Source organism: Paraburkholderia sp. LEh10 (assembly GCF_017814945.1).
Taxonomy (GTDB): Bacteria; Pseudomonadota; Gammaproteobacteria; order Burkholderiales; family Burkholderiaceae; genus Paraburkholderia.
On record NZ_JAGIPX010000007.1, the window covers coordinates 163,135 to 189,459 of the forward strand.

Sequence of the window (26,325 nt, forward strand, 5' to 3'; positions counted from 1 at the left end):
ATGGCACTACTCGAAGTCAAAGACCTCAGCGTGCGCTTTTCGCGCCGCGACGGCGCGCCCGTGGATGCCGTGCAGCGGGTGTCGTTTTCGCTCGACAAGGGCAAGACCCTCGGCATCGTCGGCGAATCGGGCTCCGGCAAGAGCCAGACCGTGATGGCGCTGCTGGGGCTGCTCGCGAAGAACGGCAACGTCAGCGGCGAGGCGCTCTACAACGGCGCGAACCTGCTGGCGATGAACAATGCCGAGCTCAACCGCATTCGCGGCGACGGCATCGGCATGATCTTCCAGGACCCGATGACGTCGCTCAATCCGTTCCTCACGATCGAGCGGCAGATGACGGAAACGCTGCAGTTGCATCGCAAGCTGTCGCGCCGCGAGGCGAAGCAGCGCGCCATCGAGGCGCTCGAACGCGTGCGCATTCCCGATGCCGCGCGCCGCATCGGCATGTATCCGCACGAATTCTCCGGCGGCATGCGCCAGCGCGTGATGATCGCGATGGCGCTCCTGTCCGGGCCCGAAATCCTGATCGCCGACGAACCGACGACGGCGCTCGACGTCACTGTGCAGGCGCAGATCATCGAGCTGTTGCGCGAGCTGAACCGCGAGCGCGGCACCGCAATCATCCTGATCACACACGACATGGGTGTGGTCGCGGGCCTGTGCGACGACGTGATGGTGATGTACGCCGGCCAGACGGTCGAACAGGCCCCGGCGCAACAACTGTTCGCCGCGCCGACGCATCCGTACACCATCGGCCTGTTGAACGCGCTGCCGCGCCTGACCGACGACGACGACCAGCCGCTGCAAACCATTCCGGGCAATCCGCCGCTGCCGGGCGTCGCGTCGCAAGGCTGCGCGTTCGCGCCGCGCTGCGCGTTCGCCGAAAACACATGCCGGACGACGCGTCCGGCGCTCGTACCCGTCGAAGGCGAAGCGCGCGCGCTGCGCGCCTGCCATCGTCCCGTCCAGGCCATCGCGGAGGTGCTATGAGCGCTCAGGAAACGCTACTCAAGGTCGACAACCTCAGCGTGCACTTCCAGATAGCCCAGGGCGGCTACCCGTGGTCGAAAAAGGCGACGCTGCGCGCCGTCGACGGCGTGTCGTTCGATGTGCGTCGCGGCGAGACGGTTGGCCTCGTCGGAGAATCGGGCTGCGGCAAGTCGACGCTCGCGCGCGCGATCATCGGCCTCGCGCCCGTGACGTCGGGCAGCGTGCAATGGAAAGGACGCGAGTCGGTGAACGGCGCATCACGCGACACGACGCAGATTCGCCGCGACGTGCAGATGATTTTCCAGGACCCGCTCGCGTCGCTCGATCCGCGCATGACGATCGAGCAGATCGTCGGTGAGCCGCTGAAGACGCATCAGCCGCAACTGGGCCGCGAGGAAACGCGCGTGCGCGTGCGGACGATGCTCGAGCGCGTTGGTTTGAATGCGCATCATCTGCGCCGCTATCCGCATGAGTTCTCGGGCGGCCAGTGTCAGCGCGTGGGTATCGCGCGCGCGTTGATCGGCGAGCCGCAGCTCGTGATCTGCGACGAACCCGTGTCGGCGCTCGACGTGTCGATTCAGGCGCAAATCGTCAACCTGCTGCGCGACCTGCAACGCGAGCTGTCGCTGTCGCTGCTGTTCGTCGCGCACGATCTGGCCGTCGTGAAAGCGATCAGCCAGCGCGTGCTCGTGATGTACCTCGGCCGCGTGATGGAGTTCGGCGACAAGCGCGATGTCTATCGCGAGCCGCGGCATCCGTACACGCGTGCGCTGCTGTCGGCCGTGCCCGTGCCCGACCCGGCCGCGGAGCGCGCGCGCGAGCACGTGCTGTTGCGCGGCGAAATCCCGTCGCCGCTCAAGCCGCCTTCCGGCTGCGCGTTCCGCACGCGCTGCCCCGATGCGATCGATGCGTGCGCGAACGAGCGGCCCGTTGCACAGGCTGCGGGCGTCGGCCACACACAGGTCGCCTGCATACGCGCCGTCATGAGCTGACGACCTTTTAGCTTCACGAGACCCTATTTCCACGACGCAGCCAGCCGCTGCGCCGAGGGAGGCGTTCGTTTGCGCGCCGGCGCAAACGGGCGAGAAAGCGTGGTGCGGCCGACCGCCGGGCCACTGTTTCATCAACTAGAAAAAACGGAAATGCAATGACAACCCAAAGATCCACATCAGGAGCATCGAAACTGGCGCTGCTGGCAATGGGCCTGCCCGCGCTGACGATCGCCACCGCCGCGCTCGCCGAAGACGCAGCCGCGCCAGCCGCCGCAAGCGCAGCCGTTGCCCAGGCCGCGCCCGCTGCTCAGGCCACGCCCGCCGCCAAGCCCAAAGCGAAGCCGGCGGCGACGACTGTCGCGCAAGCGCAGCCCGAAACGAACAACGCGGTCGTGAATGCCGAAGCCACGCAGGCCGTCACGCCGCCCGAACAATTGTCGAGCCAGGCCAAGAGCAACGGCCTCGTCGCCGACAGCCATCTGAACCTGCTGTTCCGCAACTACGCAGACGTGTTCGACAACGAAGGCGGCCCGCACCGTCACGCGTGGGTTCAGGGCATGCAGGCGAATTTCGAATCGGGCTATACGAAAGGGCCCGTGGGTCTCGGCGTCGATGCGTCGCTGTTCGCCTCACTGAAACTCGACGGCGGCAACGGCGCGGGCAACATGGTGCACGTGGCGAAGGGCGGCGGAGGCTCGGACCAGCTCGCGTGGGCGTATCCCGGCATGTATGACATCAAGGGGCGCATCTCCGAGACGGTCGTCAAATACGGCTTGCAGATCGTCGACAACAACCCGTTCATGGAACCGCACGACAACCGCTCGTTGCCGCCGACATTCCTCGGCGTGTCGGCTGTGAGCACCGACGTTCGCAACGTGACGCTCGAAGCAGGCAGCTTCACGAAGGTCAACGCACGCGGCCACACGAACCTGACCGACATGACGACGTCGTACGGCGGCACGACGTTCAAGCGTCTGTCCTACTTCGGCGGCAACTGGGACTATTCGCCGAACGGCACGGTGTCGCTGTACGCGGACCAGGCAGAGAACGTGTGGAATCAGTTCTACGCGTCGATCGCGCAATCGGTGGGCGACATCAACGGCATCAAGTGGGCGGGTCTCGCGAACATCTACTCGACGCAGAATACGGGCTCCGCGCTGCAAGGGCACATCAACAACAACGCGTACAGCCTGTCGCTGTCGGCGCAGCACGGCCCGCATCAGGTGCTGCTCGGCTTCCAGCAGATTCTCGGCGACCAGTTCTTCGATTACGTGAACGAGACCAACGGTATCTATCTCGTGAACTCGATGGACGTCGACTACAACGCGCCGCACGAAAAGTCGTTCCAGCTGCGCTATACGTTCGACGGCAAGCACGCAGGCTTGCCCGGCTTCAAGGCGATGGTGTGGGGCGTGACGGGCTGGGGCGCGGACGCTTCAGCCGAAGCGGCTGCAAATCCGACGTCGTCGCTGTACTTCAGAAACGGGCAGCCCATCCATGGCACGCACCATGAAATCGGCTTCATTCCGAGCTACACGCTGCAAAGCGGCCGCTTCAAGGATACGAAGATCACGTTCATCGCGATGTATCACAAGTCGACGGCGCATTACTCGGACCCCGACAACATGGAATACCGTCTTGTCGTAAACGTGCCCGTCAAGGTGTTCTAAGCCGCCTTTTTCGAGCGGCGGCGGCCGCGTGAGCGGTCGCCGCGCCCCGGTGTCGAAGCACGCGCCGGGGCTGAGCCGACGTTGAGTGGCCCGGCGTGAATCAGGAACACCTATCAACAATACCGCCGGGTGTTGATGGCAAGCCGGTGGCAAAAGCGGCGATGGCAAAAGCGCTTTCTTCGCTCAGAAGACGACCGACACCACGATCGCCAGCCACAGCGCAATCACCCCGACCAGAAACATATTCCGTGCTATGCGAATCTTCGCATCATTAGTATCCGGCTCGACGGGACTGGTCACCATCCACGGCACGAGCCCCAGAAACGCAAAGCCGACGATCGCCAGCACCGCGACGAATCTGTCCGCGAGCGTCCAGTTGCCGGCTTCCTGCAGGCCCCAGTAGCCGAGAAAGATGATGCCGAGCGAGAACATCGTCGCGGAAGCCGTGCAGAGCGCCGGCACCGATCCCTGAGGAGTGGGCATGGTCCACCTCGCGTGATTCAGTGCCGTCGATTCTACTTCAGCTTCACGCCCATTCGCGACCGATGCGCGCTCGCGTCAAACGCTCACGCGGCTTGCCGCGCCTGCCTTGCCTCGTAGGCTTTCAAATGGCTGTAGGCGACGCGCAGCAGCGACAGTGCGCCTTCCTTCTGCACATCACCGCCGCGTGCGATCAGATCGCCGACGATATGGTCCGCCTCGATGCGCGATTGCCCTTCGATATCGCGCAGCATCGATGCCGTCAATGGCGAGCCCTCCGCGAACAAGATGCCCTGCGCACGCACATTCGACGCTTCGCCCAACGGATAGCCGTTCGCCGCCGCGATTGCCTTGCATTCGCCGAACAGGCCTTCGATGATGCGCCGCCCGTCGGGCGTCTTCAGAATGTCGCCGATGGCCGCGCGATGCAGGCAAGTACTTGCCGCGAGCGTTGCGAGGAACACCCACTTTTCCCACATCTGCTGAAGGATGCTATCCGAGGCCGTCGAATCGAAACCCGCGCCTTCGAATGCCGACGCAACGGCGCGCACGCGCTCGCTGATGCCCCCGCCGGTTTCGCCGAAACCGATTGCATGCATGTCGTTCAGATGCACGATTTCGCGCTCGCGGTTGAGCGTCGCGGCGATCACGCACTGACCGCCCAACACCTTCTCTGCGCCGAACTTCTGCTTGAGCACGTCGATATGATGCATGCCGTTCAGCACCGGCAAGATCATCGTCGCTTCGCCGACGGCGGGCGTGAACGATTCGATCGCGTCGTCGAGGTTGTACGCCTTGCAGCTCAGCAACACGAGATCGTAAGGCTGCGCGATCTGATCAGCGAGCACGGTCTTCACATCGCGCAGCGTAAGGTCGCCGCGCGGGCTCTTGATGACGAGCCCCGAGCGCCGCAGTTCTTCGGCACGCTTTGCGCGCACGAGAAACGTGACATCGCGGCCCGCCTGCGCTAGACGTCCGCCGAAATAACCGCCTGTCGCACCCGCGCCCACCACTAGAATTCGCATTGCTCCTCCATTGTCCGTTCATGGCGCGCGTCAGGGATTTGCGCGCGCCATGTCTGTGCATATGCAGTATGTCGCAAGCGGCTGTTATCCGCAGTGGGCTTGCATGACGCGTTGCGAACAGCGACTCTGCAACGAGCCGCGCGTCAGACGATTTCCAGCGCGAGCGCGATGCCCTGACCGCCGCCGATGCACAACGTCACGATGCCGCGCTTGAGCCCATCGCGGCGCATCGAATGGATGAGGCGCGTCGTGAGGACAGCGCCTGTCGCGCCAATGGGGTGGCCGTGCGCAATCGCACCGCCTTCGACGTTGACGATGTCGAGCGCAAGCCCGAGCTTTTGCGCGACCGCGAGGGGCACGGCAGCAAACGCCTCGTTGATCTCCACACGTTCGACATCGCCGAGTTTCCAGCCTGCGCGCTCGAGCGCGATCTGCACGGCGGGCACAGGGCCGAGGCCGAACATGCCTGGCTCGACGGCCGCGACGCCGAACGCCGCCAGACGCGCGGACGCTTCGATGCCGTGCGTATCCGCGTAGTCGCGCCCCGCGACGATCATCGCTGCCGCGCCGCTATTGAGGCCAGGCGCATTGCCCGCGGTGATCGAGCCGTCTGGACGAAACGCGGGACGCAGCTTCGCGAGCGTTTCGACGGTCGTGTCGGGACGCGGCTGCTCGTCGCGCGCGAACTGCACGGCGCCCTTGCGTCCGGCAATTTCGACGGCGACCAGCTCCGCATCGAACACGCCTCGTTCCTGCGCGGCGGCAAAGCGCTGCTGCGAGCGCGCGGCCCATTCGTCCTGTGCCGCGCGCGTCAATTCGGCTTTCGTCACGAGGTCTTCCGTGTGCCAGCCCGAGTGCTCGTTCGAGAACGCATCGACGAGACCGTCGCGCAACATGCTGTCATGCACCTGCGCGTTGCCCATGCGGCTGCCCCAGCGGCCGCTTTCGAGCAGATACGGCGCGCGGTCCATGTTCTCCATGCCGCCCGCGACAGCCACGTCGCCGAGTCCGAGCGCGATCTCCTGCGCGGCCGACACGATCGCCTGCGCGCCCGATCCGCACACGCGGTTCACCGTCAGCGCGGGCACCGACACGGGCACGCCGCCGCCGATCGACGCCTGCCGCGCGGGGTTCATCTTGTTGCCGGCCTGAACCACGTTGCCCATCACCACGGACGACAACGCCTTCGCATCGATCCCGCCGCGCCGCAGCGTTTCGCGCACGACAGCGGCGCCGAGCTGGGTGGCAGGGACATCTTTCAACGATCCGCCAAACGCGCCGATCGGCGTGCGGACGGGATGGGCAATCACGATATCGCGAACATTCATGGCTCTTCCTTCAAGTTGAAGTGCTGCACTTCGATGCCTCGCGCAAGCGAGGCGCTTTCACTGCCGTTCAATTCGCGGCGACGTCCGTTGCCGGCTTCGTCTTCGCGACATTGGCATTGGCATTGGCATTGGCATTGGCATCGGCATTGGCATTGGCAGGCGCATCCCAGCCGCCGCCGAGCGAGCGATACAGCGCAACGGCCGCCTGCGCATGCTCGCGCTTCGCCTGGTTCAACGATTCCGAGTCGCGCAGATATGCCTCTTGTGCATCGAGCACATCGAGGAAACTCGACGCGCCGCCCTTGTATAGTTCGTTCGACAGACGCAGCGCCTTGCCCGACGCATCGAGCGCGCCCGCGAGCTTCGCGACCTGCGTATCGCCGTTGACGAGATCGCTGCGCGTGTCCTCGATTTCCTTCAACGCGTTCAGCATCGTCTGCTGCAAGCCGAGTTGCGATTCGCGCATCCGGCTTTCGTTCTGGTCGATGTTCGCGGTAATCCGGCCCGCGTTGAAGATCGGGCTGGTCGCGCTCAACGCGGCGCTGAAGAGGTTGTCCGTCAGCGTCGGCAGCCCGAGATACGACGACGCGAGAATGCCGTCGCTCAGGCTCAGGCGGAACTTCGGATAACGGTCCGCTCTCGCGACACCCACTTCCGCCGCGCGCTGCTCGACGCTCGCATAAGCGGTGCGCACATCGGGACGGCGCAGCAGCGCTTCGGAAGGCAGCGTCTGCGGCACGCTTTGCGCGGGCACGGGAATCGGCCGCGCCTGCGCCAGCAGCAGACTGTCGACGCTTTCCGGCGTGCGCCCCGAATACACGGCGATCAGGCTCATGTCGTGCTGGATATCGGACTGGATCTTCGGAATCTGCGCTTGCAGATCCTGCAACTGGTTCTGCGCGCGCGCGACATCGAGCTGCGTCGAAAGCCCGTATTTCAGGCGCTGTTGCGTGAGCTTCAACGCGCGGCTGCGGATTTCCTGGTTGTCGTTGACGATCTGCAACTGCGATTGCGCCCAACGCAAGTCGATATACGCAGCCGCTGCATTGGCAGCCAGCGCGAGCCGCAATTCGTTCAGCGCCGACTGGCGTCCGGACACCTGCGCCTGCGCCGCGAGCACGGCAAGACGCTCGCCGCCGAACACGTCCGGCTGCCACGAAGCCGTCAAGCCGATGCCCGCCTGCTTCACATAGCCAAGCGGCGGCGGCGTGTTCTGACGCTCGTACGACGCCGTAGCACCCGCGTCGAGCTGTGGCGCAAGCGCGGCACGCTGCTGCTTCGTGATGTCCTGCGCCTGCCGCACGCGCTCCACGGCGGCCTTCACGTCGAGGTTGTCATTGAGCACGATATCGACGAGCCGGTGCATCGTCGGGTCGCCGAACTGCGACCACCACTCGTCGGCGTCCACCGTGTCTTTCGGCGCGTCGACGCTCCACGCGTCGGGCGCGACGGTCTTCACGGTCTGCGGCAAATCCGCGTGCGTCGCGGGCTGCACTGCGCATGCCGCAAGCGTCATGGCGGCGGCAACGGCAAGCGCTTTGGCTACGATCGATTTCATATCGGGTCTTTTGATCGGATACGTGGGTTGGGCTTCGCGCATGTCAGTGCGCATCGGGCGGCGGAGCCGCATTGCCGAACGGCCGCGAGAACAGCACGCTGACGAGGCCCACCGCAAAGCAAGCCGACACAGCGAGGAACGTGTCGGAGAACGTCAGCACGAGCGCTTCGCGCATCAAGAGTGCATGCAACTGGCCAAGCCCCGCCGCCGCGCCGTCCAGCATGTCGCCGCCGACTGCCGCGAAGTGCGCGGCCTGATTGCGCAGCAGCGCTTCGATCACGGGGCGCCCTGCCGTCACGTGTTCGTCGAGACGTTCGTAATGCAGGTTCAGCCGGTCGTTGAGCATCGTGCTGCACACGGCGATGCCGATCGCGCCGCCCAGGTTGCGCATCAGATTGAAGAGTCCGCTCGCCGACTTGAGCCGTGAAGGCGGCAGCGATCCGAGCGCCATCGTCACGATGGGCGGCACGCAGAACTGCTGGCCGATGCCGCGCAGCGCCTGCGGAATCAGCAGTTCCTGCCAGCCCCATTGATTCGTCAGCGGCACGTACAGATAACAGCCGACGCCGAAGCAGACGAGGCCGAATACCATCAACAGGCGCATATCGAGGAAGCGCGCCAGATACGAATACGCGGTCAGCGCAATCAACTGGAAACAGCCGACCGACAGCAGCGCGACACCGATTTGCAGCGAATCGAAACCGCGCACTCGCGACAGGAACACGGGCGTCAGAAACACGGCGCAAAAGAGCCCGATTCCCGTGATGAACGACAGCAGACTGCCGATGCCGAAGTTGCGGACCGCGAGCGCCTTGAGATCGACGATGGGCTCTTTGGCCGTGAACGCATGCACGAGGAACAGGAAGCCGCAGATTGCGGAGATCCATGTGCAAAAGAGAATCGCGCTATCGCCGAACCAGTTCTTGCGCGGACCTTCTTCGAGCACGTATTCGAGGCAGCCGAGAAAACCCGACATCAGCACGATGCCGGTATAGTCGCCGCTCTTGAGCAGCGACAGATCCGCGCGGTCGACGTCGACGTAGCGCGGCACGAGAAACGTCACGGCCAGGCCGGGCACGAGGTTCAGATAGAACAGCCAGTGCCACGACCATTGACCCGTGATCCAGCCGCCGATCACCGGACCGATCGTCGGCGCAAGCGACGCGAGCGCGCCGATGGTCGTCGATGCGAGCAGGCGCTGCTTGCCCGGAAACAGCATGAATGCCGTTGTGAACACGGTGGGGATCATCGCGGCGCCGAGCGCGCCCTGCAGAGCGCGAAACAGGATCATCGAGTTGATGTCCCAGGCGAGCCCGCACAGCATGCTCGTGACCGTGAAGCCGAATGCCGAGAAGGCGAACACCCAGCGCGTGGAGAACACGCGCGTGAGCCAGCCGGACATCGGAATCACCAGAATCTCGGCGATCAGATAGGAAGTCTGCACCCAGGACAGTTCGTCCTGGCTCGCGGACAAACCGCCACCGATGTCCTTCAGCGACGACGCCACGATCTGGATATCGAGCGTCGCCATGAAGAATCCGAGGCACAGCAGCGAGAACGCGAAGACTTTGGTTCCGGTCGGCAGATCGGCCGGATTCATCGGAGCGGATGTCGTCTTGCTCATAGTGGGCGTCGCATCCGTCGAATCAGGACGCCGCGCGGGCCGTTTCGCCGTCCGCGCGCAGGTGCACCTTCACCGTCGCCGAAAGGCCGGGGCGCAGCACGCCTTGCATTCCCTTCGGCACGGACAGACGCACACGCACGGGTACGCGCTGCACGATCTTCGTGAAGTTGCCCGTCGCGTTCTCCGCGGGCAGCACGCTGAAGGTCGCGCCCGTCGCCGGGGCGAGGCTCTCGACCACGCCTTCGATGCGGCGGCTCGATGCGTCCAGATCGACGTCGACGGTATCGCCCACCTGCATCCGCTTCAACTGGTCTTCCTTGAAGTTCGCGTCGATCCACAGGCCGTTGGCGGGCACCACCGTCAGCAGCGACACGCCGACATTCGCGAGCACGCCGACGCGCGCCGTGCGGTTGCCGACATAGCCGTCGATCGGCGAGCGGATCGTCGTGTACTCGACGTTCAGCTCGGCGACCCGCTGCGCCGCCTTGGCCGTCGCGATGCGGGCGTGCGCGTCGTTGATCTGCGCATCGATCACGGTCAGCTGACGCTGCGCGGCCGTCAGTGCGGCGCTGGTGCGATCGACGGCGGCGCGCGCTTTCAGGAGGTCCGCATCGGCGCGTTCGACGACCTGGTTCGATACCGCATCGTCCTTCACCAGCTGGCGATAGCGCACCGAGTCCGACGCGCTGCGCGTGAGCTCTGCGCCCGACGCGCGCACTTCGGCCGACTGCTCGTTGATCGTCGCGAGCTGCAGCGACTTCTTCGCTTCGAGTTCGGTCTGCGCCGCTTCCGCGCTCGCGACTTCCGCGTTGGCCTGCGCGAGCCGCGCGTCGTAGTCGCGGGCGTCGAGGCGGATCAACACTTGTCCCGCTTTCACAAACTGGTTGTCTTGCACCAGCACGTCGGTGACGAAGCCGTTCACCTTCGGCGCGAGCACGGTGACGTCGCCGCCCACGTACGCATCGTCCGTCGTCTCGACAAAGCGGCCTACGAAAAACCAGTACGACGTAGCCGCCGCAATGACGACCACCACGGAAAGCACCGCGAGCGCCATCCACGGAATGCTGCGTGTCTGTTTCGCGGCGCCGGCGGCGCTCGGCGGAGCAATGGAAGGTGAAGTAGACATGGCTAGTTGTGCGTATGCACTGAAAAACGTTGAAAAAAAGCGCCGATGAGCGCCCGTCGATCTGCCTGCAAAAATCCGCTGTTACCGCTTCGTCATATCGAACAGTTCGGTTCGCAGATCCGCTGCGCGCTTCGAGCCGAAGCGCTGTTCGAATTCGGTCTGCGCGGCGAACCAGTGGTCGCACGCGTTGATCAGGCGCTCTTCGCCGGCCGTCGTCAGCATGACCGTCAGCACGCGGCGGTTGCTGCGCGACGCCTCCGTGTAGACGAGTCCGTCGCGCTGCAACGGCTGGATCGCACGCACGAGGGTCGTGCGCTCCATCACCATCGAGTCGGCGAGTTCCTTCATCGTCATCCACTTGCGGCGGCGCAGGTGGTACATGATCGAAAACTGCGTCGTCTTCAAACCAACCTGCGCGAGATGACGGTCGTAAAGCTGCGTCACGTACCGCGCCGCCTGCCGGATTGCAAAGCAATCATCTTCGGGCGAAACCTTCATTTCTTCTGGTTCGGCTTCAACGTGCATATGCACACCAATGAGTCGAATTATTGAACCGTCCTGCGACGGACGAAAACGGAGTCTGATTACGATGACGTGAGATTGAACAGTTCGGCGCGCAATGCCTTCGCGCGGCTGCGTCCGAACTTGCTCTCGAATTCGTCCTGCGCGGCGCGCCACGCGATGGCGGCCTGCTCGAACGTCTCCTTGCCAGTCTTCGACAGCCTGAACAGATACGTGCGGCCATCATGCTCGGACGGCTCGCTGATGACGAGACCATCGCGCTGCAGCGGCTTGAGCGCACGCACGAGCGTGGTGCGTTCCATCACCATCGAGTCGGCGAGATCCATCATCGTCAGACCGGGCTTGCGCGACAGCTTCGCGACGATCGTAAACTGCGCCGCCGTCAGACCGACCTCGCCGAGATGGCGCTCGTAGATCTGCGTAACGTACCGCGCCGCCTGGCGCAGCGCGAAACAGTTGCAATCGTCATGGGAAAGGGGCTTGCTCATAAGAACGAAGTCTATATGTGTGTATGCACGGTGTCAAATCGCACCGCAGCATAGCAATTGAAATTCATTGTTGCTAAAGCGCGAGCACGCTGACGGCGACGTCGACACGATGCGCGCCCCCTCCAAGAATCATGCCGCGCAGAAGGGACACATCGCTGTAGTCACGGCCGATCGCGAGCGTCACGTGGTCCATATCGGCGAGCACGTCGTTGGTCGGGTCCAGATCAATCCAGCCGCTTTGCGGGCAATGCACCGACACCCACGCGTGCGACGCGTCGGCGCCGATCAGGCGCGGCTGCCCGGGTGGCGGATCGTTGCGCAGATAGCCGCTGACATAGCGCGCGGGCAGTCCGAGCGCGCGCAGGCAGCCGATCATCACCTGCGCGAAGTCCTGGCACACGCCGCTTCTCATATCGAACGCGCGTTCGGCGGGCGTATCGAACATCGTCGCGGACGGCTTGTAGTCGAAGTCCGCGTGAATGCGGTGCATCAGGTCGATCGCGCCCGCGACGATGGGCATGCCCGGCCGGAAGCTGCGCAGTGCGTACTCGCGCAACGTCGGCTTGAGCGCGATATTCGGCGACGCAAAACAGAACTCGACCTGCTCCTGACAGACGCCGCCCGCGCGAAAGCGCAGCGAGTCCGCGACTTCTTCCCATGCGGGCGTCGCGCCGGGGTCGAGACGGGTCCAGCGCGGCGCAAGCTGCACCGTCGTTTCGCTGATCATTTGCAGGCGCTCGTGCGGCGCATCGAGCGCGAAATAGAGCACGTCGTTGCCGAATGCATCCGTGCGGCTATGCAGGTACGAAGGCGTGGGCTCGATGCGCTCGCTGTGCGCGACCACGCGTTGCCACGCGCACGCGAGCGGACGGATCGTCGCCAGATGCTGCGCGGTTTCGACGAGCGTCGAGTAGTGATAGGTCGTGCGATGCGACACGGACAGCAGCGTCTGCGCGTCGCTCATGACGACACCTGCGCCGCGAACGTGTTCGCATGGCTGAAATAGCGCGCGCTGATTTCGTTGGCGGCCGCCGTCATGCTGATCGCGAGGCGATCGCACAGCGCAATCACTTCCGCGTACAGGCCGTTGCCGTCCGTCGTGCACAGTCGTTCGAGCGAAGGCAGCGAACTCGCGGGCGGCAGCAGCTCGCTGAACGGACGATGCCACGTGCTGCCCGCCGCCATCGAAATATCGTCGAGCTTCGCGCACAGCCGCGCGTACACGCCATACAGACCGCGCGGATTGGTCGGCTCGATCACGAGCAGATCGAGCAGCGCGGGCACCTCGAAGCGGCCCGGATAAAGCGATCGGTACGTGAGCGTGCTGTCGAACAATTGCAGCAGCAGATCGAAACCTGCGGGCGTCGCAAGCTGCCGCGTCAACGCGACGACGCGCAGTATCGACGTCATCGCCCACACGCGCTCGATGTGGCGGCCCGCGAACATCAGGCGCCACGCTTCGTCGCGCGTCATGCGGTCGCCTTGCGCGCCGCTGATCGCCGACAGTTGCGTCGCGAGATGCTCGAGCGCGTTCATCAGCGTGACGCGGTTGTAGCGCGCCTTGCCGCGCGACGACGCATGCGACGACATCGCGGCGGCAGGCGTCAGTTCGTGCAGCGCATCGCGGAAGTCGTTGCGCGCGGCCAGAATGATGCGCCAGTGATCGTTCGACAGACGCCCGCGAATCTCGCCGCTCGCGCGCGCCTGGCTCGCGAGGTTCTGCCCGATGCTGTAGGCGCCCGTGCTCTCATGCAGATTCGCGACCAGCGTGCGCTCGAAGGCCTGCAACGATTGCCCGGCCACCATGTCGCCCGATTGCACGAGACCGAAATGCAGCGCGAGTTCGGCGAGCGTCGAGAACATCGTGTCCGCGCCGTTGCTTTCCAGCGAGCCGAGTATCAGCCGCAACACGCGCACGTTGTTTTCCGCGCGTTCGCCGTAACGCCCGCTCCAAAACAGGTTCTCCGCCGCGCGGCTCGACACCGTGCGGTGCTTGCGCGCGAGATCGGCGGGCTTGAGCGGCGACGGCAGCAACGTGAACGTCGAGTTCGGATGGCTCGACAGCACCCATGTATCGACGCTGCTGCCGCCGAACTGCATCGACACCGACGCCTGCCGTTCCGCGGCGAGACGCGTGAAGCCGCCGGGCAACACGTGCCAGCCGCCGCTCGCATCCGCGACGGCGACCGCGCGCAGCACACTGGGCCGGTTGCCGAGCGCGCCGTCCTCATAACGCGGCGTGCACGAATACGGCAGCGGCTGCTGGATCGTGAACGCATCGGGCGAGCGCTCGATGCGGCTGCGCCAGCTTTCCAGCCGCTGCGCGCCTTGCGCGATGCCGGGCGGACCATCGGACGTGCGCGTGGGCCATGTCGGCTGAAGAAACGCGTCCGTCATGGTCGCGAACGCGTGCTCGCGCGCGGCATCCTCGCCGCACCACCATGTCGGCACGCCGTTGAGCAGCAGCGGCTCGCCGAGCAGCGCCTGCGCGATGCCGGGCAAGAAGCCGTGCATCGCCGGCGATTCGAGAAAGCCCGAGCCCGGCACGTTCGATACGATCACATTGCCCGCGCGCATCACCTGCAACAGCCCCGGCACGCCGATCGTCGAATCGGCTCGCAGCTCGACGGGATCGCAGAATGCGTCGTCGAGCCGCCGCAGCACGACATGCACGCGCTCGAGCCCAGTGAGCGTCTTCAGATACAGCATGTCGTTGCGCACCGTCAGGTCCTTGCCCTCGACGAGCGTCACGCCCAGATAGCGCGCGAGAAACGCATGCTCGAAATAGGTCTCCGCGAACGGCCCCGGTGTGAGCAGCGCGATATGCGGCGCGCTGTCCGTCTTGCCGTCGCGCATGGTGGCGCGTGCGCTCGCGGCGAGCATCGCGATCAAAGTCGAAAACGTCGGCGCGAGGCGGCTGACGCGCAGTTCGCGGAACGCATCGGCGAACACGCTCGAAACGATCATCCGGTTTTCGAGCGCGTAACCGGCGCCCGACGGCACTTCGGTGCGATGCGACATGACCGTCCATGTGCCATCCGGCGCGCGCGCCAGATCGACGCCGATCACTTGCAGGAACTGGCCGCCCAAGGGGAGAAAACCCTTCACCGAGCGCAGGTAGCCCGGATGTCCATAGACGAGCGCGGGCGGCAGCTTGCTCTCGCGCAACAGCCGCTGCGGCCCATACACGTCCGCGGCGATTGCGTTGAGCAGTTGCGCGCGCTGCTTCACGCCGCGTTCGATCTGCGCCCATTCATCTTCAGCGATGATGAACGGCAGCAGGTCGAGCGCCCACAAACGCGGCTCACCCTTGTCCGCATACACGTTGTACGTGATGTCGTTGTCGCGCACCTGCTGCGCGACGGATGCGCGCCCAGCCTCCAGTGCCGCGATGCCTTCCTCGCCGAGCAGTTCGAAAAAGCGCCGCCACGGCTCGCGCAGCGCGCCTGATGCGTCGCGCAGCTCGTCCCAGTGGCCTTCGCGCACGTCCAGCAGCGGCAACGTGCGCAGCAGCGCCAGCGCGTCGGGATGGCCTGCTGCCGCTTCGAACGGAAAGGTCGATTGAAAGGCCAAGGTTTGATCGCGAATCTGTTGTCGTGGGTTTGGCTTACCAGTGCCGCAAATCCAGCGTGAACGGAAACTCCGCGCTGCGCGGCGGTGCCTGCGTCACCAGCGGGCCCGGCGTGTGGCCCGTCGTGAAGAAGCGCGCACGGCGCCGGCTCTCCGCTTCGTACGCATTCACCGGGAACGTCTGGTAGTTGCGCCCGCCCGGATGAGCGACATGATACTGGCATCCGCCGATCGAGCGTCCCGTCCACGTATCGACGACATCGACGGTCAGCGGCGCATTCACGCCTATCGTAGGATGCAGCGACGACGCCTGCTGCCATGCGCGGAAGCGCACGCCCGCGACGAATTCACTGATGCGCCCCGTGGGCTGCAGCGGCAGCCGCACGCCGTTGACGGCCACCTGATGGCGATTGTCGTTGAGACCCAGCACCTTCACTTCGAGCCGCTCGACGGACGAATCGACGTACCGCACCGTTCCCCCCGCCGCGCCCTCCTCGCCCATCACGTGCCAAGGCTCCAGCGCGCCGCTGAGCGCAAGCGCGATGCCGTTCGCGTGCAGCTCGCCGATGGGCGGGAAACGGAACGCAACATGCGGCGCGAACCATTCGGCTTCGAACGCGAAGCCAGCCTCGTGCAAGTCCGCGAGCACGTCGTCGAAATCCATCTGCACGAACGTGCCGAGCAGGAAGCGGTCGTGCAGCTCCGTGCCCCAGCGCGTGAGGCGCGTCGTGTACGGCGTCTGCCAGAACTTCGCGACCAGCGCGCGCAGCAGCAGTTGTTGCACGAGACTCATGCGTGCATGCGGCGGCATTTCGAAGCCGCGCAGTTCGAGCAGGCCGAGGCGCCCCGTCGGGCCATCGGGCGAATAGAGCTTGTCGATGCAAAACTCGGCGCGGTGCGTGTTGCCCGTCACGTCGATCAGGATGTTGCGCAGCGCGCGGTCGATCATCCACGGCGGCAGTTGCCCGCCACCGCTGCGCTCAATCTTGCCGCCGAGCAGATCGACCTGCCGTTGCAGTTCCTTGAACGCGAGCTCGAGTTCGTAGACCTGGTCGTTGCGCGCTTCGTCGACGCGCGGCGCCTGGCTCGTCGGCCCGATGAAGAGCCCGGAGAACAGATACGACAGCGACGGATGGTTGTGCCAGTACGCGACGAGGCTCGCGAGCAGATCGGGGCGGCGCAGGAACGGACTGTCGGCGGCCGTCGCGCCGCCGAGCACGAAGTGGTTGCCGCCGCCCGTGCCTGCGTGGCGGCCGTCGAGCATGAACTTTTCGGTGCTCAGATAAGACTCGTGCGCGGCGTGGTACAGGAACTCCGTGTGATCGACGAGTTCGTCCCAGTTCCTGGCGGGATGTATGTTCACCTCGATCACGCCCGGATCAGGCGTCACTTGCAGCACTTGCAGGCGCGGATCGCGCGGCGGCGGGTAGCCTTCGATCACCACTGGCATCGCCAGCTCGGCGGCCGTCGCTTCGACGGCGGCGAGCAGCTCGAGATAATCGTCGAGCGCGGTCTGCGGCGGCATGAAGACGTGCAGCAGCGCGCGGCCGTCGCCCGACGTGCTGGCCTCGACGCCGGGCCCTGCCGCACGCGCCGGATTGCGCGCCTCGACGCACAGCGCGGTGCGAATCACCGACGACGCCGATTCGCCGCGCCCGGGCATGCGCTGTTGCGGCTCGATGCCCGCGGCAAGGCCACTGCCCGCCGCGCCTGAGCCTGCGCCACGGCCATTGCCGACTTCCCCGCCGCCGCGGCCTTCAGGCGACACACCTTCATACTGCATCCGCAATTGCGCCGATGTGCGCAGCGGCACGGGCTCGGCAAACGGATCATGCGCATGCTGATACGGATAATCGCCCTTCGAAACCCACGGCAGCGAATCGAGCGGCAAGCGCAAGCCCATCGGCGAATCGCCGGGAATCAGGTACATGCGATCGTCGCGGAAGAACCAGGCGCCGCTCGCCCAGCCCGGTCCGTCGCTGGCGCGGGCGAGCGGCAGCACGTAGCCCGTCACGCTCGACAGCCCCGCATCGAACACGCGGCGCAAGCGCATGCGCTCCAGTTCGTCGTCGAGACGCGAATCGAATGGATCGACGTTGACGGGCAAGCGTCGCTCGCGCCACAGGTAGTACCACGTGTCCTCGTAGCCCGCGTGCACGTACTGGCTGCCGACGCAAAGCTTGTCGGCGAGCCGCGTGATGAAGCGGCGCGCGTCGTCCGACGTATGGCGGCCCGGATCGCGCTCGTCGGCGAACAGCGTGGGATCGCGCCAGCACGGCTCGCCGTCCGCGCGCCAGTACAGCGACAGCGCCCAGCGCGGCAACTGCTCGCCCGGATACCACTTGCCCTGGCCGACATGCAGAAAGCCGTTCGCGCCGTAGTACGCACGCAGCTTGTCCATCAGCGTGACGGCATAGCCGCGCTTGGTGGGGCCGAGCGCGTCGGTGTTCCACTCGGCGGCGTCGCGGTCGCGCACCGACACGAAGGTCGGCTCGCCGCCCATCGTCAGACGCACGTCCATCGCGTCGAGCCGGCTGTCGACTTGCGCGCCCATCGTCAGCACGCGGTCCCATGCGGCTTCCGTGTAGGGCTTCGTCACGCGCGGCGTTTCGAGCACGCGCGTGATGGACATCGCGTGCGCGAACTCGACTTCGGATTCGTCGACGGCGCCCGAGATCGGCGCGGCGCTGCCCGGCTCGGGCGTGCACGCGACGGGAATGTGCCCCTCGCCCGCGAGCAGCCCCGAGGTCGGATCGAGGCCGATCCAGCCCGCGCCCGGCAGGAACACTTCGCACCACGCGTGCAGGTCGGTGAAATCGTATTCGGTGCCGCTCGGGCCATCGAGCGACTTCGTGTCGGGCGCGAGTTGCAGCAGATAGCCCGACACGAAGCGCGCCGCGAGCCCCAGCTGACGCAGCGTCTCGACCAGCAGCCAGCCCGAATCGCGGCACGAGCCCGACGCGTTGACGAGCGTTTGCTCGGGCGTCTGCACGCCTGGCTCCATCCGGATCAGATAGCGGATCTCGCGTTGCAGCCGCTGGTTCAGATCGACGAGAAAGTCGGATGTGCGGCGCGGCGAGCGGTCGATGCTCGCGACGAACTCCGCGAAGCGCGGCGTCATCTCGCGCGTCACGCGATACGGCGCAAGCTCCGCGGCGAGCTCGGGCGAGTAGTCGAACGGAAACTGCTCGGCGGCCGGTTCGAGAAAGTAATCGAACGGGTTGTAGACGGCCATCTCGGCAACGAGGTCGACCGTGATCTTGAACTCCGGCGTGCGCTCGGGAAACACGAGCCGCGCCTGATAGTTCGCGAACGCGTCCTGCTGCCAGTTGATGAAGTGCTGCTCGGGCTCGACACGCATCGAGTACGACAGGATCGGCGTGCGGCAATGCGGTGCCGGCCGCAGCCGCACGATCTGCGGCGACAGCCCGACGAGCCGGTCATAGCGGTAATGCGTGACATGGTTCAACGCGACACGTATGGACACTCGAGGCTCCTCAGCAGGAAGAGGCAATAAGGGGGCAGCCGCGAAAAGCAAGCTTTATGCCGTTGACCGGCCGGTCTGCTGGCTGAACTGCGTTTTGCATCTGTTGCGCGGTCACGCCCTGGCTTCATGCTTCGAGTAATTGCATGACATCGTTGCGCGCCCGGCTGCGCGCACCAAAGCGGCGCATCGCGTGAAGCGCTGCGCACGCAATGTGCGCAAGACCTGCGACGTCATAGCGAAGCGGCATGAGGATTGCGGGACGCTCGCTCGTATGCTGCACCGACTTTCATGCGGGACACGGACAGCCCGCTCACCGACAACACCCTGGATTGAAGCGATGAAAGCCTTCCACTGCAATCGATGCGACCAGCGCGTATTCTTCGAGAACGTACTGTGCGAGCGTTGCGAGGCGCTGCTTGGCTACGTGCCCGAGCTCGGCGAGATCAGCGCGTTCGAAGAGACGGGCGAAGGCCAGTGGCGCAGCCTGCATCCCGATGCCGACGGCAAGCTGTATCGTCAATGCCACAACTACGCGGTCGAAAACGTCTGCAACTGGATGCTGCCCGCCGACGACCCCGCAACGCTGTGCCGCTCATGCCGCCTCACGCGCACGATTCCGAATCTCGCCGAACCGAACAACCGCCTTTACTGGTATCGCCTGGAGACGGCCAAACGACGGCTGCTCTATACGCTTTACGCGCTGGACCTGCCAATCGAATCGCGCAAGGCGGACCCGCACAACGGCCTCGAATTCGACTTCCTCGAAAACACCGGCGAAGACGCGCCCGTGATGACGGGGCACGACAACGGCCGCATTACGCTGAACGTCGCCGAAGCCGACGACGCGCACCGCGAAAAAGTCCGCAACGACATGCGCGAGCCATATCGAACCTTGCTCGGGCACTTCCGTCACGAGTCGGGGCATTACTTCTTCGAAAAGCTGATTGCCGGCACGCGCTGGCTCGAGCCGTTCCGCCAGCGTTTCGGCGACGAGCAGGCCGACTACCGCGAAGCGCTCGACAACTACTATCGCGACGGCCCACCCGCCGACTGGACGGACAGCTTCATCAGCGCATACGCGACGATGCACCCGTGGGAAGACTGGGCCGAAACCTGGGCGCACTACCTGATGATCGTCGAGGTGCTCGACACGTCCACGGCATATGGGCTCGCGCTGTTGCCGCCCGCGCCGAACGAGCCGCGTCTGACCGACCAGACGCCCGTCGAGGAAGCGAGCTTCGATAACCTGATGAAGCGCTGGTTTCCGCTGACGGATGCGCTGAACAGCCTGAACCGCAGCCTCGGCATGCCCGACGGCTATCCGTTCACGCTCGCGCCGCCCGTCGTCGACAAGCTGCGCTTCGTGCATCGCGTGATCGCGCAAGCGCCGGGGCCGGCGCGCACGTAAGCCCGCGCGCCCGACCCGCCCGTCTTGCGTCGCGGCGCGCTACTTCTTCTGCAACAGCGCCTTGAGTTCCTCGACGTTTTCTTCGACCCGCTTGGCGATCACCGCATACGAGTCGGCTTGCGTGCGATAAGCGGCTTGCGTGAGTTGCTGCATGTCGGCGAGCGCCTTGTGCAGCGTCTGCTGGACGAGCTCCGCCGTTTGCGCCGACGGCATGCCGCCCGCCGCCGCCTGCTTCTGCACGAGCGTCTGAAGCTCGCCCAACGTGGAGCGCAGCATCTCGGCCTGCTTTTGCGCGAGCGACTGCATGCCCTGCACGGCCGTCTGATTCGCGGCGATCAACGCCTCGACGTCCTTGCGGCGCGCTTCCATCACGGCGGGCACGTCGAATCCGGGCAGCTTGAACTGTTCGAACAGCTTGTTGAATTCGGCGAACGGATTGGCGGCGTCAAAGGGTTCCATGCGAGATCTCCTCAAGGCGCGTCGGTGGGGGGAAATGTGCAGCGAAGGGTTTGAGCGCGCACATGGCTCGATCATGCCCGTTAATGCGGCGATGCGCCAGCGCAAGGCAAGCTTCTTCGCACAGCCGTTAAGCGTGCGCCTACAAGCGCGCGCCGCCATCGCCGCGCGCCGGGCGTCCTGCCGCGAGCAGCCCGGGTCGGCGTCGGAACTGATGCGCGGATGCACTATGCTTGTCGGCGTATCCGCTGCGCGGGCGCGCTGCGATGCGAGCCCGGCGGGACGGGATGGACGGGAGCATGAACACATTGACGACGGCGACCGCGCGCACGCGCCGCATCGCCGACCTGCCGCATCCGAAGGGCTTGCCGCTGATCGGCAACGCGCATCAGTTGAAGCCGGACAGGCTGCATCTGATCCTCGAACGCTGGGCCCAAGAACTCGGCGTGCCCTATCGCCTGCAGATTTGCGGACGGCCCGTCGTCGTGACGACGGACGCCGAGCTTGCGCAACGGATGGCGCGCGAGCGGCCGCATCGTTACCGGCGGATGCGACAACTCGAATCGGTGCTGGAGGAAATTGGCTGCAATGGCCTGTTTTCCGCGGAGGGTGTCGCGTGGGAGCCGAACCGCCGGCTCGTGATGCAGGCGCTGTCGATGCCGCACATCAAGGCGTTTTTTCCGACGCTCAACGCGATTACGGGGCGCCTGCGCGTGCGCCTCGCCCGCGCCGCGAGCGAAGGCCGCACGCTCGACATGACGCAGGAACTGAAGCGCTACACCGTCGACGTGACGAGCGCGCTCGCGTTCGGCGAAGACCCGCACACGCTGGAGCAGGAACGCGGCGTGATCCAGGAACATCTCGCGCTGATCATGCCGATGCTGATGCGGCGCATCAACGCGCCGTTTCCGTACTGGCGCTACGTCAGACTTCCGCAGGACCGCCAGGTCGACCGCGCGCTCGTCGAGATCCATCGCTATGTGCGCCGGATGATGCAGCGCGCGCGGGAACACATGCGCGACGATCCGCGCGAAACGCCGCGCCATCTGCTCGAAGCGATGCTCACGATGTGCGATGCGCCCGGCTCCAGCGTCACGGAAGACCAGGTCGCCGCGAACGTGCTCACGCTGCTGCTCGCGGGCGAGGACACGACCGCGAATGCGCTCTCGTGGGCACTGTTCTATGTCGCCACCGACCGGGCATTGCAACAACGCCTCGCCCGCCATGCACGGCGCGTGCTCGGCGAGTCGGCCGTCTGCCCGGACTTCGAATGGCTGAAGCATTTCGATCTGTTCGAGGCGGTGTGCACAGAAGCGGGGCGGCTGCGGCCGGTCGCGTCGATCAGTTCGTTCGAGCCGCTCGAAGATGTTCAACTGGACAATCTGTTCGTGCCCGCCGGCACGACGATTTTCTTCGTCCATCGCCCCGCGATGCTCGATCCGCGCCATTTCGCGAACCCAGAACGTTTCGACCCTGACCGCTGGCTGCATCCGCGCGATGCCGGAGGGCCCCATGAGCCGCGCGCGTGCATGCTGTTCGGCGCGGGACCGCGCGTATGCCCGGGACGCTATCTGGCCGGTGTCGAAATGCGGCTCGTGCTGTCGATGCTGCTGGCGGGCTTCGAGGTCGAACTGACCGTCGATCCGGCGTCGATAGAAGAAGTTACCGCCTTTGCGATGGTCCCGAACGTAATGCCCCTCAGATTGAGGCCCCGCGCGTGAAGAACGGCACCCGTTTTCGCGCCATTCGTATCACGTCATGATGCAGAGGGAATACGGCTGCCGTGCGGGTTTTCCCTGTATTTTGCGCCCTCGCAGAAGTATGCGGATGCGCTTGCGGGTGCGATTTATATCACGTTGGCATATATCCATGACGACAAGTTGTTTCATTTCTGACAGCTTTTCCCTTAACGTAGCCGTGCGGTTTTCCCTCGTCACCTACTACACAACAAGACCTTGTCCCGTTCCCCTATTGTCCCGTGGCTCGCGCGTTTCTATCCCGCCGCGATGAACGTCAAGTGGCCCGAGCGCCTGCGCTCGGCACTCGGCGCGTTAATCGGCATTGCGTTCACGGGCGGCAGCATGCAGCTGCTGCTCGGGCCGAACGCGAACATCCCGATGCTGGTCGCGCCGATGGGCGCGTCCGCCGTGCTGCTGTTCGGCGTGCCCGCGAGTCCCCTCGCGCAGCCGTGGTCGATCATCGGCGGAAACCTCGTGGCGGCGACCGTCGGTGTCGCCGGCGCGGCCCTCGTCGCCGATCCCGTCGCGGCGGCCGCGCTGGCCGTGTGCGTGGCGATCGTCGCGATGTTCGCGTTGCGCTGCGTGCACCCGCCATCGGGCGCGGTTGCGCTGACTGCCGTGCTCGGCGGTCCCGCGATTCACGCACTCGGCTTTCGCTTCGTGCTGGAGCCGATCCTGATCCAGTCGGCGGCGCTGCTCGGCGCGGCGCTCGTTTACCATGCGGTGACGGGCCACCGTTATCCACACGCGACGCGCGCAGCACCCGCCGCGCCGCAAATGCCCACGACCGCGAGCAGCATTACGCGCGCCGACCTCGAAACGGTGCTGAACCGCCGCGGCGAGCTGCTCGACATCGATCCCGAAGACCTCGAAGCCCTGTTCCGCGAAACTCAACTGCAGGCATACGCACGCACGTTCAGCGAACTGACTTCGCGCGACATCATGTCGTCGCCCGTCGTTAGCATCACGCCCGACATGACGCTGCGCGCCGCCGCGGAGCTCCTGCAACGGCATTCGATCAAGGCGCTGCCCGTCGTCGATCCGCGCCAGCGAGTAGTGGGCATCGTGACGCGCGCCGATCTCGTGAACAAGCCGAAAAGCGCGGACCTACGCCTGATGGAAGCGCTCGCATCGCGTCTGTTCAAGCGCGACGCGACGCGTGCACGCGTCGTCAGCACCGTCATGACGACACACGTGCGCACGGTCGAGACGGACACGCCGATCGCCGGCCTGGTGCCGTTCTTCGCTGACGACGGCCATCACCACATTCCCGTGATCGACGCGCATGACAGGCTGGTCGGCATCATCACACAATCGGATCTGATCGCGGGGCTCTACCGGCAGACCCGGATACAGGCCGAGATGCAGCAGCGGCCCGCCGCCTGACCTCGCTTCCGACGCGCGGTCGGCTCGACAATATCGATCGATTCCTCCGGCGACGCGCAAGCGTCGCCGAATATATCATTTTGTGATACATTTTGCGTTCACCCCGGCGCGATCATCGACATGAAAGTACTCACACGCACGTTGAACAAGGCGGACTTCGAACAGCTGTCGGAGTTTCGCTACCAGATGCGGCGCTTCGAGCGCTTTTCCGAACAGGCCGCGCAGGGCGAAGGCATTACGCCGCTGCAATATCTGTTGCTGCTGCATATCAAGGGCTATCCCGATCGCGAATGGGCGACCATCGGCGAGCTTGCGGAGAGGCTGCAGGCGCAGCATCACGGCGTCGTCGCGCTGGTGTCGCGCTGCGAGGCGCTCGAACTCGTCAAGCGCAAGATCAGCGAAACCGACCGGCGCCAGGTGGAAGTCCATCTGCTGAAAGCGGGAGAAAAGGTCCTCGCGCGGCTCGCGGAATTGCATCGCGCCGAACTGCGCTCGCTCAAGGGCGCATTCACGATTCCACAAATCGACCTTGAATCCTGACTTGACGCAGTGGCGCAGACATGAGCGACAACTCTCACAAGCGGGACTTTTCCAGCAACGCGCGTTTGCCCGGCATTTCCGCGCTGGCGGCGGGCATCGGCTTTCTCAGCACGCTTGCGGCATACGTGCTGCTGAGCCTGATTCATCTGTTCACGAACCTCTTTTTCTTCGGCAGCTTTTCGTTCGCCGACCGTTCGCCCTCCGGCAATACGCTCGGCGCGTGGGTGATTGTCATTCCCGTGCTGGGCGGACTGATCGTCGGCATGATGGCGCGCTTCGGCTCTGAAAAGATTCGCGGACACGGCATCCCCGAAGCCATCGAGGCCATTCTGTTCGGCAAGAGCCGCATGTCGCCGAAGGTGGCCGTGCTCAAGCCGTTGTCGTCGGGCATCGTGATCGGCAGCGGCGGCCCGTTCGGCGCGGAAGGCCCGATCATCATGACGGGCGGCGCGCTCGGCTCGCTGATCGCTCAGTGCGTGAAGGTCACGTCGGCGGAGCGCAAGACGCTGCTCGTCGCGGGCGCGGCGGCCGGCATGACGGCCGTGTTCGGCACGCCCGTTGCAGCCGTCCTGCTCGCCGTCGAACTGCTGTTGTTCGAATGGCGGCCGCGCAGCTTCCTGCCCGTCGCGCTCGCGTGCGCGGTCGCGGGCTTCGCGCGCGCGATCTTCTTCGGCACGGACCCGCTGTTTCCGCTCGAAACGGCAGCGCCCACGGCAATCTCGCTCGTGTCGTGCGTGATCGCGGGCCTGCTGTCGGGCGCGCTCGCGGCAGGCCTGTCGGCGGCGCTCTACAAGACGGAAGACCTGTTTCACAAGCTGCCCGTGCACTGGATGTGGTGGCCCGCAATCGGCGGGCTGGCGGTGGGCATCGGCGGCTTCATCGAACCGCGCGCGCTCGGGGTCGGCTATGACGTGATCGGCGATCTGCTGCATCAACACATCGTGTTGCAGGTGGCGATAGCGATTCTCGTCGTGAAGGCGGTGATCTGGGTGATCGCGCTCGGCTCGGGCACCTCGGGCGGCGTGCTCGCGCCGCTGCTGATGCTGGGCGCGGGCCTCGGCACCGTGCTCGGCCACGTGCTGCCGGGCAACGAGCCCGCGCTGTGGCCGCTCATCTGCATGGCCGCGACGCTCGGCGCGACGCTGGGCGCGCCGCTCACCGCGATCATGTTCGCCTTCGGTCTCACGCACGACGCCAACGCGCTCCTGCCGCTGCTCGCTGCAACGCTCGTCGCGCACGGCTTCGCAACCGTCGTCATGAAGCGCTCGATCATGACCGAAAAGATCGCGCGGCGCGGCTATCACATCTACCGCGAGTACGGCGTCGATCCCCTCGAACGGCACTACGTTGACGAAGTGATGACGCAGAAGCTCGATACGATCGACGCCGCGCTCAGCGTGCGCGATGCGCTCACCGCGTACTTTGGCGTGACGCAAAAACGCCGTGCGTATCCTGTCGTGCGCGGCAATGGCGTCGTGCTGGGCATCGTCGATCGCGCGACGCTCGATGCCGTCCGCGATGGCGCGACGCAGCACACGCTCGATTCGCCGCTTGCCGATGTGCTGAAGGACGCGTCGCCCGTCGTCGCGCTGCCCGACGAAACCTGCCGTCTGGTGGCCACGCGTCTTGCCGTGCACGAGCTCGAACGGCTGCCTGTGGTTGCCGACCGCGATTCGATGCATCTGCTCGGCGTCGTGTCGCGCAGCGATCTCGTGAAGCCTTCGTTCGCGCACTTCGAAGAAGAGCACAAGCGGGAGCGTTTTCGGCGCCTGAGCTTTTCGTCGGGCAACAAGCATTTTCCTCCCGTGCGCAAGACACCGACGCACACGCAAGGCTGAGCGCCGCACCATCGCATCGACAAAAAAGCCGCGTCCCGACGCGAGCCGGAACACCCTTCCGGCACGTGACATCTAACTCCCCGAATCGTGCCCAGAGC

20 protein-coding genes are annotated in these 26,325 nt (G+C 65.3%); 8 read left to right on the forward strand and 12 right to left on the reverse strand.

What is annotated here, in order from left to right; genetic code table 11:
• The 3 genes from J8I87_RS08425 (at window position 1) to J8I87_RS08435 (ending at window position 3,652) form a co-directional block, all read left to right on the forward strand.
• Window positions 1-990, forward strand: a complete 990-nt coding sequence (locus J8I87_RS08425) for an ABC transporter ATP-binding protein (RefSeq protein WP_209930979.1) — start codon at window positions 1-3, stop codon at window positions 988-990.
• Complete coding sequence (locus J8I87_RS08430; RefSeq protein ID WP_209930980.1) at window positions 987-1,982, forward strand: ABC transporter ATP-binding protein; 996 nt, start codon at window positions 987-989, stop codon at window positions 1,980-1,982. The genes J8I87_RS08425 and J8I87_RS08430 overlap by 4 nt, the downstream gene beginning before the upstream one ends.
• 155 nt (window positions 1,983-2,137) lie before the next feature.
• Window positions 2,138-3,652, forward strand: coding sequence for an OprD family outer membrane porin (locus J8I87_RS08435; RefSeq protein WP_209930981.1), 1,515 nt, complete (start codon window positions 2,138-2,140; stop codon window positions 3,650-3,652).
• Between the two features lie 183 nt (window positions 3,653-3,835).
• Here J8I87_RS08435 and J8I87_RS08440 read toward each other — a convergent pair whose 3' ends face one another.
• The 11 genes from J8I87_RS08440 to J8I87_RS08490 all read right to left on the reverse strand — a co-directional run bounded on the left by J8I87_RS08440 (window position 3,836) and on the right by J8I87_RS08490 (window position 18,860).
• Window positions 3,836-4,135 carry a hypothetical protein gene (locus tag J8I87_RS08440; RefSeq protein ID WP_209930982.1) on the reverse strand — a complete coding sequence of 100 codons (300 nt, stop codon included), beginning with the start codon at window positions 4,133-4,135 and terminating at the stop codon, window positions 3,836-3,838.
• Between the two features lie 83 nt (window positions 4,136-4,218).
• The gene (panE, locus tag J8I87_RS08445) at window positions 4,219-5,157 is read right to left on the reverse strand and encodes a 2-dehydropantoate 2-reductase (RefSeq protein ID WP_209930983.1); all 939 of its coding nucleotides are present in this window, start codon (window positions 5,155-5,157) and stop codon (window positions 4,219-4,221) included.
• 143 nt (window positions 5,158-5,300) lie between these two features.
• A complete protein-coding gene (locus tag J8I87_RS08450) occupies window positions 5,301-6,485 on the reverse strand; it encodes a thiolase family protein (protein WP_209930984.1) in 1,185 nt (394 codons plus the stop codon).
• Window positions 6,486-6,552: 67 nt separating this feature from the next.
• Complete coding sequence (locus J8I87_RS08455) at window positions 6,553-8,043, reverse strand: efflux transporter outer membrane subunit (protein WP_209930985.1); 1,491 nt, start codon at window positions 8,041-8,043, stop codon at window positions 6,553-6,555.
• Between the two features lie 43 nt (window positions 8,044-8,086).
• The gene (locus J8I87_RS08460) at window positions 8,087-9,667 is read right to left on the reverse strand and encodes a DHA2 family efflux MFS transporter permease subunit (protein WP_209930986.1); all 1,581 of its coding nucleotides are present in this window, start codon (window positions 9,665-9,667) and stop codon (window positions 8,087-8,089) included.
• A gap of 22 nt (window positions 9,668-9,689) precedes the next feature.
• The gene (locus tag J8I87_RS08465) at window positions 9,690-10,793 is read right to left on the reverse strand and encodes an HlyD family secretion protein (RefSeq protein WP_209930987.1); all 1,104 of its coding nucleotides are present in this window, start codon (window positions 10,791-10,793) and stop codon (window positions 9,690-9,692) included.
• Window positions 10,794-10,874: 81 nt separating this feature from the next.
• Complete coding sequence (locus J8I87_RS08470) at window positions 10,875-11,318, reverse strand: MarR family winged helix-turn-helix transcriptional regulator (protein WP_209930988.1); 444 nt, start codon at window positions 11,316-11,318, stop codon at window positions 10,875-10,877.
• A 59-nt stretch (window positions 11,319-11,377) separates the two neighbouring features.
• On the reverse strand, window positions 11,378-11,803 hold the full coding sequence (locus J8I87_RS08475; protein WP_209930989.1) for a MarR family winged helix-turn-helix transcriptional regulator: 426 nt from the start codon (window positions 11,801-11,803) through the stop codon (window positions 11,378-11,380).
• Window positions 11,804-11,876: 73 nt separating this feature from the next.
• Window positions 11,877-12,767, reverse strand: a complete 891-nt coding sequence (locus J8I87_RS08480; protein ID WP_209930990.1) for a transglutaminase N-terminal domain-containing protein — start codon at window positions 12,765-12,767, stop codon at window positions 11,877-11,879.
• The gene (locus J8I87_RS08485; protein WP_209930991.1) at window positions 12,764-15,376 is read right to left on the reverse strand and encodes a circularly permuted type 2 ATP-grasp protein; all 2,613 of its coding nucleotides are present in this window, start codon (window positions 15,374-15,376) and stop codon (window positions 12,764-12,766) included. Before J8I87_RS08485 ends, J8I87_RS08480 begins: the two co-directional genes overlap by 4 nt.
• Before the next feature lie 34 nt (window positions 15,377-15,410).
• Window positions 15,411-18,860 (reverse strand): DUF2126 domain-containing protein, encoded by a 3,450-nt coding sequence (locus J8I87_RS08490; protein ID WP_209930992.1) that lies wholly within the window; start codon window positions 18,858-18,860, stop codon window positions 15,411-15,413.
• A 337-nt stretch (window positions 18,861-19,197) separates the two neighbouring features.
• Here J8I87_RS08490 and J8I87_RS08495 point away from each other — a divergent pair, with 337 nt between their 5' ends.
• Window positions 19,198-20,268 carry a putative zinc-binding metallopeptidase gene (locus J8I87_RS08495; RefSeq protein ID WP_209930993.1) on the forward strand — a complete coding sequence of 357 codons (1,071 nt, stop codon included), beginning with the start codon at window positions 19,198-19,200 and terminating at the stop codon, window positions 20,266-20,268.
• Window positions 20,269-20,307: 39 nt separating this feature from the next.
• Here the strand turns inward: J8I87_RS08495 and phaP are convergent, their stop codons facing one another.
• Window positions 20,308-20,727, reverse strand: a complete 420-nt coding sequence (phaP, locus tag J8I87_RS08500) for a phasin family protein (protein WP_209930994.1) — start codon at window positions 20,725-20,727, stop codon at window positions 20,308-20,310.
• 296 nt (window positions 20,728-21,023) lie between these two features.
• Here phaP and J8I87_RS08505 point away from each other — a divergent pair, with 296 nt between their 5' ends.
• The 4 genes from J8I87_RS08505 (at window position 21,024) to J8I87_RS08520 (ending at window position 26,227) form a co-directional block, all read left to right on the forward strand.
• Complete coding sequence (locus J8I87_RS08505; RefSeq protein ID WP_209930995.1) at window positions 21,024-22,445, forward strand: cytochrome P450; 1,422 nt, start codon at window positions 21,024-21,026, stop codon at window positions 22,443-22,445.
• A 234-nt stretch (window positions 22,446-22,679) separates the two neighbouring features.
• A complete protein-coding gene (locus tag J8I87_RS08510; RefSeq protein WP_245253790.1) occupies window positions 22,680-23,849 on the forward strand; it encodes an HPP family protein in 1,170 nt (389 codons plus the stop codon).
• Window positions 23,850-23,969: 120 nt separating this feature from the next.
• A complete protein-coding gene (locus J8I87_RS08515; protein WP_209930996.1) occupies window positions 23,970-24,389 on the forward strand; it encodes a MarR family winged helix-turn-helix transcriptional regulator in 420 nt (139 codons plus the stop codon).
• Between the two features lie 20 nt (window positions 24,390-24,409).
• On the forward strand, window positions 24,410-26,227 hold the full coding sequence (locus J8I87_RS08520; protein ID WP_209930997.1) for a chloride channel protein: 1,818 nt from the start codon (window positions 24,410-24,412) through the stop codon (window positions 26,225-26,227).
• Window positions 26,228-26,325 lie beyond the last annotated feature (98 nt).

What these genes read in the sequence shown, in the direction of transcription:
- J8I87_RS08425 (WP_209930979.1), top strand. Translation starts at nt 1, where the DNA reads ATGGCACTACTCGAAGTCAAAGACCTCAGCGTGCGCTTTTCGCGCCGC.
- J8I87_RS08430 (WP_209930980.1), top strand. Translation starts at nt 987, where the DNA reads ATGAGCGCTCAGGAAACGCTACTCAAGGTCGACAACCTCAGCGTGCAC.
- J8I87_RS08435 (WP_209930981.1), top strand. Translation starts at nt 2,138, where the DNA reads ATGACAACCCAAAGATCCACATCAGGAGCATCGAAACTGGCGCTGCTG.
- J8I87_RS08440 (WP_209930982.1), bottom strand. Translation starts at nt 4,135, where the DNA reads ATGCCCACTCCTCAGGGATCGGTGCCGGCGCTCTGCACGGCTTCCGCG.
- panE (WP_209930983.1), bottom strand. Translation starts at nt 5,157, where the DNA reads ATGCGAATTCTAGTGGTGGGCGCGGGTGCGACAGGCGGTTATTTCGGC.
- J8I87_RS08450 (WP_209930984.1), bottom strand. Translation starts at nt 6,485, where the DNA reads ATGAATGTTCGCGATATCGTGATTGCCCATCCCGTCCGCACGCCGATC.
- J8I87_RS08455 (WP_209930985.1), bottom strand. Translation starts at nt 8,043, where the DNA reads ATGAAATCGATCGTAGCCAAAGCGCTTGCCGTTGCCGCCGCCATGACG.
- J8I87_RS08460 (WP_209930986.1), bottom strand. Translation starts at nt 9,667, where the DNA reads ATGAGCAAGACGACATCCGCTCCGATGAATCCGGCCGATCTGCCGACC.
- J8I87_RS08465 (WP_209930987.1), bottom strand. Translation starts at nt 10,793, where the DNA reads ATGTCTACTTCACCTTCCATTGCTCCGCCGAGCGCCGCCGGCGCCGCG.
- J8I87_RS08470 (WP_209930988.1), bottom strand. Translation starts at nt 11,318, where the DNA reads ATGCACGTTGAAGCCGAACCAGAAGAAATGAAGGTTTCGCCCGAAGAT.
- J8I87_RS08475 (WP_209930989.1), bottom strand. Translation starts at nt 11,803, where the DNA reads ATGAGCAAGCCCCTTTCCCATGACGATTGCAACTGTTTCGCGCTGCGC.
- J8I87_RS08480 (WP_209930990.1), bottom strand. Translation starts at nt 12,767, where the DNA reads ATGAGCGACGCGCAGACGCTGCTGTCCGTGTCGCATCGCACGACCTAT.
- J8I87_RS08495 (WP_209930993.1), top strand. Translation starts at nt 19,198, where the DNA reads ATGAAAGCCTTCCACTGCAATCGATGCGACCAGCGCGTATTCTTCGAG.
- phaP (WP_209930994.1), bottom strand. Translation starts at nt 20,727, where the DNA reads ATGGAACCCTTTGACGCCGCCAATCCGTTCGCCGAATTCAACAAGCTG.
- J8I87_RS08505 (WP_209930995.1), top strand. Translation starts at nt 21,024, where the DNA reads ATGAACACATTGACGACGGCGACCGCGCGCACGCGCCGCATCGCCGAC.
- J8I87_RS08515 (WP_209930996.1), top strand. Translation starts at nt 23,970, where the DNA reads ATGAAAGTACTCACACGCACGTTGAACAAGGCGGACTTCGAACAGCTG.
- J8I87_RS08520 (WP_209930997.1), top strand. Translation starts at nt 24,410, where the DNA reads ATGAGCGACAACTCTCACAAGCGGGACTTTTCCAGCAACGCGCGTTTG.